The organism is Aeromonas sp. (assembly GCF_050633025.1).
Lineage (GTDB): Bacteria > Pseudomonadota > Gammaproteobacteria > Enterobacterales > Aeromonadaceae > Aeromonas.
Map to the genome: position 1 here is coordinate 1 of NZ_JBODRQ010000183.1, position 5,280 is coordinate 5,280.

At 60.7% G+C, this 5,280-nt stretch carries 3 protein-coding genes; 2 read left to right on the top strand and 1 reads right to left on the bottom strand.

Annotated features, from left to right (window positions below; all coding sequences use genetic code 11):
* Nucleotides 1-37 precede the first annotated feature (37 nt).
* Complete coding sequence (argC, locus tag ACRAUW_RS16630; RefSeq protein WP_431363168.1) at nucleotides 38-1,045, bottom strand: N-acetyl-gamma-glutamyl-phosphate reductase; 1,008 nt, start codon at nucleotides 1,043-1,045, stop codon at nucleotides 38-40.
* 285 nt (nucleotides 1,046-1,330) lie between these two features.
* On the opposite strand from argC, the gene argE reads away from it, so the two are divergent.
* Nucleotides 1,331-2,476: an acetylornithine deacetylase gene (gene argE / locus ACRAUW_RS16635; protein WP_431363169.1), complete on the top strand. Its 1,146-nt coding sequence runs from the start codon at nucleotides 1,331-1,333 to the stop codon at nucleotides 2,474-2,476.
* 231 nt (nucleotides 2,477-2,707) lie between these two features.
* Nucleotides 2,708-5,280 (top strand): phosphoenolpyruvate carboxylase (gene ppc, locus ACRAUW_RS16640; protein WP_431363170.1); only part of this gene is annotated, 2,573 nt, incomplete at its 3' end.

Below are 5,280 nucleotides of genomic sequence, written 5' to 3' on the forward strand. Positions count from 1 at the left end.
CGTCTGTTTGTCCATGTTCGAGATCCTTCCTAAGTCCTTAAATCAGGCCGGTGGCCGGTTCAAATCCAAATTTGATATTTATGCACTGCATGGCTTGCGAGGCGGCGCCCTTGAGCAGGTTGTCGATGGCAGAGACCACCACCAGCATGTTGCCCTGCTGTTGCCAGGCGATATCGCAGTAAGGGGTGCCCGCGACGCCGCGAATGGAGGGCATCTGGCCGGTGAGGCGCATCAGCGGCTTGCCTTCGTAAGCCTTGAGGAAGGCCTGATCCACCTGGGTGGGGGTGACGCCGTCCGCCAGCTGCACATAAATGGTGGCCAGAATGCCGCGCACATAGTTGCCAAGGTGGGGCTGGAACAGCACCTCCTTGCCGAGGTGATGGCTGATCTCCGGCTGGTGTCTGTGATTGAAGGTGCCGTAAGGGTTAAGGCTCACTTCGCAGAAGCTGGTGTTGATGGCAGCCTTGCGCCCGGCGCCGGAAACCCCGGAGACCGCGTTGATGATGGGCTGCCACCCCTTGGCAATCAGACCATCCTGCTGCAGCGGCTTGAGGGCGCACAGCGATGCGGTCGGGTAGCAACCCGGCACGGCGACCAGTTGGGCGGTAGCGATGGCATCGGCATTCCACTCGGCCAGACCATAGACGGCCTGATCCAGCCACTGCTTGCTCTGGTGGGTGAAGCCGTAGAAGCTGTCGTAAAAGCTCTGATCCTTGACCCGGAAGGCACCGGAGAGATCGAATACCGGCAGACCCTTGGCGAGAAACTTGGGTGCGAGTTCGGCGCTTACCTCGTGGGCGGTGGCCAGCAGTACCAGGTCGGCCTGGGTCAGGATCCGGGTCATGCCATCCTCGTCCAGTGGCAGCAGCGGCTGATCGAGGGCGCCGACCCACTGGGGATGCAGGGAAGAGAAGCGCTTGTGGGCATCCTGACTGCCGGCCGAGACATAGAGGCCGAACAGTTTGAGTTGTGGATGGTTCTGTACCAGTGCGGCCAGTTCGGCTCCCGCGTAGCCACTGGCACCGACGATAACGGTGTTAAGCATGTTGCATATTCCAAGTCAGAGTTCGAGATTCACAGCATGACGCTGCAGTGCACAAGGGTGTTCGATCGCCCCTTTGCACCGTCTTGATAACACAAGTGCGGAGGGGCAATTCAGGCGGGTGTGTGTCGTCGGTTATAGATCAGGTGACAGAACATTAACTTTCCCTTACAACTAGAAGCCTTTGTTGATGAGCCAGATATTCAGGTAAAATTACAGAATATTCATGCACTCACTTTGCATTTGTATTTTCTAACAGAAACATTCCCGGGACGCAAGGAGGAGCTGATGGCTAATCTGGATTTTTTTTCACTTTATAAGAATATTATTGCGATTCCCTCTATCAGCAGCACGGATCCCAAGTGGGATCAGAGCAACGAGGCAGTGATCCGGCTGCTGGCTGACTGGTTCGGTCAGCTCGGTTTTCAGTGCGAGGTGACAGCGCTCCCCGATCTGCCGGGCAAGTTCAATCTGGTGGCGACGATCGGTCAGGGTGAGGGCGGTCTGCTGCTGGCGGGCCACACCGATACTGTGCCGTTCGATGAGGGGGGGTGGAGCAAGGATCCCTTCAAGTTGACCGAAGAGGGCAACCGCCTCTATGGCCTCGGCACCATCGACATGAAGGGCTTCTTCGCCTTTATCGTCGAGGCGCTCAAGGAGATCGACCTCACCACTCTCACCAAGCCCCTGCGCATTCTCGCCACTGCCGATGAAGAGACCACCATGGCGGGGGCCCGCGCCATCGCAGCGTCAGCCGAACTCAAACCCGACTACGCCGTGATTGGCGAACCAACCGGACTGGTGCCCGTGGTGGCCCACAAGGGACATATGTCGGAGGCGATCCGCATTACCGGCAAGAGCGGTCACAGCTCGGATCCCGCCAACGGCGTCAACGCCATGGAGATCATGCACAAGGCGATGGGGCAGGTGCTGCGCTTGCAGCAGGATCTGAAAGATCGCTACGCCGACCACCGCTTTGCCGTGCCGCAGCCGACTCTGAACCTGGGTTACATTCAGGGCGGTGACAGCCCGAACCGCATCTGCGGCTGCTGCGAGCTGCATATCGACCTGAGGCCTACTCCGCAGGTGGGGCCGGATGAGTTGATGGGGATGCTCAAAGAGGCGCTGTCACCCATCGAGATCCACCAGCCGGGCTGCCTGCATCTACAACATCTGCACGAGCCCATTCCCGCCTACGCCTGCGCCGACGACTCTGTGCTGGTGCGCGAAGCTGAGAAGGCGAGCGGCCGCGCCGCCGAGTCGGTCAACTACTGCACCGAGGCACCGTTTATCCAGCAGCTTGGCTGCGAGACCATAGTGATGGGCCCCGGTCATATCACCCAGGCGCACCAGCCGGATGAGTATCTCGACCTCTCCTTCGTCAAGCCGACCACCTCAGTGTTGCAGCACCTGATCAGACGTTTTTGCCTGTAGCGGCGGCGGTGAAAGGGGCGTAAAAACTGTAAGTAAGTTACATAACAAGCCGGTTGTGGAGTGGTGATGGAAATACATGTTCTGAATCGGCCTGTTATTTGACCTTGCGCAGACAATCTGGGTAGATTGTCACCCTAAGATGACGAAGCATATGTTGTAATCGCACAACAATAAGTGAGGTCGTCTAGCACCCCGGATGGGTGTCAGGCACCAACAAGATAAGGATGTGGAATGAACGAAAAGTACGCCGCACTACGCGCCAACGTAGGTATGCTGGGTCAGCTGCTGGGTAAATCCATCAAGGATCATCAGGGTCAGGCCTTTCTCGACAAGATCGAAACCATTCGCCAATTGGCCAAGTCCTCTCGCAAGGGCAATGAATCAGACCGGGAACGTCTGCTCGATACCCTGCGCACCCTGAGCGATGATGAACTGCTGCCGGTGGCCCGCGCCTTCAGCCAGTTCCTCAATCTGGCCAACGTGGCGGAACAGTTCCACACCATCTCCCGTCGCTGCGAAGAGCAGATCTGCACCCCGGACCCGCTGGAGCAGATGTTCGACAAGCTGAAAGCCTCCAACCTGTCGCAAGAGGCCATCATTCAGGCCGTGCGCGAGCTGGATATCGATCTGGTGCTGACCGCTCACCCCACCGAGGTGACCCGTCGCACCCTGATCCACAAGCACGTACAGCTCAACGACTGCCTCGAGGCGCTGGAGCTCTCCGACCTGCTGCCCCGCGAGCGGGACAAGATCCTCAATCGCATCGAGCAGCTGATCAATCAGGCGTGGCACACCAACGAGATCCGCGAACAGCGCCCGACTCCGGTCGACGAGGCCAAGTGGGGCTTCGCCGTGGTGGAGAACAGCCTGTGGCCAGCCATTCCCGAATTCATGCGCAATCTGGACGAGCGTCTGCAACACCATCTGGGTGTGCGGCTGCCGCTGGATGCCGCGCCGGTCAAGTTCACCTCCTGGATGGGCGGTGACCGTGACGGCAACCCCTTCGTCACCGCCAAGGTGACGGCCGAAGTGCTGGAGCTGGGCCGCTGGATGGCGGTGAGCCTGTTCTACAAAGACATCAAGGAGCTCACCTCCGAGCTCTCCATGTCCGACTGTACCGACGCCGTGCGTGCTCGCGTTGGCGATCACCCCGAGCCCTACCGCGCGCTGGTGCGCGAGCTGCGTGAAGCGCTGCGCGAAACCAAGGAGCACCTCACTGCCAAGGTGCAGGGGCAGGCGAGCGAGAGCCGGGATCTGGTCAAGACCACCGCCCAGCTGCGCGAGCCGCTGGAGCTTTGCTACCACTCATTGCATGCCTGCGGCATGGGCAACATCGCCGATGGCATGCTGCTGGATGTGCTGCGCAAGGTCGCCTGTTTCGGCATCCATCTGGTCAAACTGGATATCCGTCAGGATGGCGAGCGTCACGGGCTGGTCTTCTCCGAGCTGACCCGCTATCTGGGTCTGGGTGACTACGCCGAGTGGAGCGAAGATGACAAGCAGGCCTTCCTGCTGGGCGAACTGAGCTCCCGTCGCCCGCTCATTCCCCACGACTGGGAGCCGAGCGATGAAGTACGCGAGACGCTGGATACCTGCCAGGTCATCGCCCAGCACGACCCCGACGCGTTCGGCATCTACATCATCTCCATGGCCGGAGCGCCGTCCGATGTGCTGTCGGTGCAACTGCTGCTTAAAGAGGCGGGCTGCAAGTTCCGCATGCCGGTCGCTCCGCTGTTCGAAACCCAGGATGACCTGATGGCAGGCACCGCCGTGATGGAGCGTCTGCTCTCGGTGGACTGGTATCGCGGCTACATTCAGGGCCGTCAGTACGTGATGATCGGTTACTCCGACTCTGCCAAGGATGCGGGCATGATGGCCGCTGGCTGGGCCCAGTACGCCGCCATGGAATCCCTGGTGGGTCTGGCCGAAGCCAACAACATCCGCCTCACCCTGTTCCATGGCCGTGGCGGTACCGTCGGTCGTGGCGGTGCCCCTGCCCATCAGGCGATCCTCTCCCAGCCGCCGGGATCCCTGCGCGGCGGTCTGCGTACCACCGAACAGGGGGAGATGATCCGCTTCAAGTTCGGTCTGCCGAAAGTGGCGATCAAGAGTCTGGAGCTCTACACCAGCGCCGTGCTGGAAGGGAACCTGCTGCCGCCACCCAAGCCGAAAGAGTGCTGGCGCGAGGTGATGGAACAGCTGGCCGCCGACTCCTGCGATCACTACCGCAGTATCGTGCGCGGTCATCCGGACTTCGTCCCTTACTTCCGTGCCGCTACCCCGGAGATGGAGCTCGGCAAGCTGCCGCTCGGTTCCCGCCCGGCCAAGCGCAAGCCCAATGGCGGCGTCGAGAGCCTGCGCGCCATCCCCTGGATTTTCGCCTGGACCCAGAACCGCCTGATGCTGCCGGCCTGGCTCGGTGCCCACAAGGCGCTGCAACAGGCCATCGATGGCGGCAAGCTGGCGGTGCTGGAGGAGATGAGCGCCCAGTGGCCCTTCTTCCGCACTCGCCTCGAGATGCTGGAGATGGTGTTCCTCAAGGCTGATGCCTGGCTCGCCGAGTACTACGATACCCGTCTGGTGCCGCAGGAGCTGTGGGGCCTTGGTAAACAGCTACGTCAGGAGCTCGCTGAATCCATCGAGGTGGTGCTGAAACTGAGTCCGCGCGGGGATCTGCTGGAGGATCAGCCGTGGATCAAGGAGTCCATCAAGCTGCGTAACCCCTACACAGACCCGCTCAACGTGCTGCAGGCCGAGCTGCTCAACCGCTCCCGCAACCACCCGGAGACCCTGCACCCCGAGCT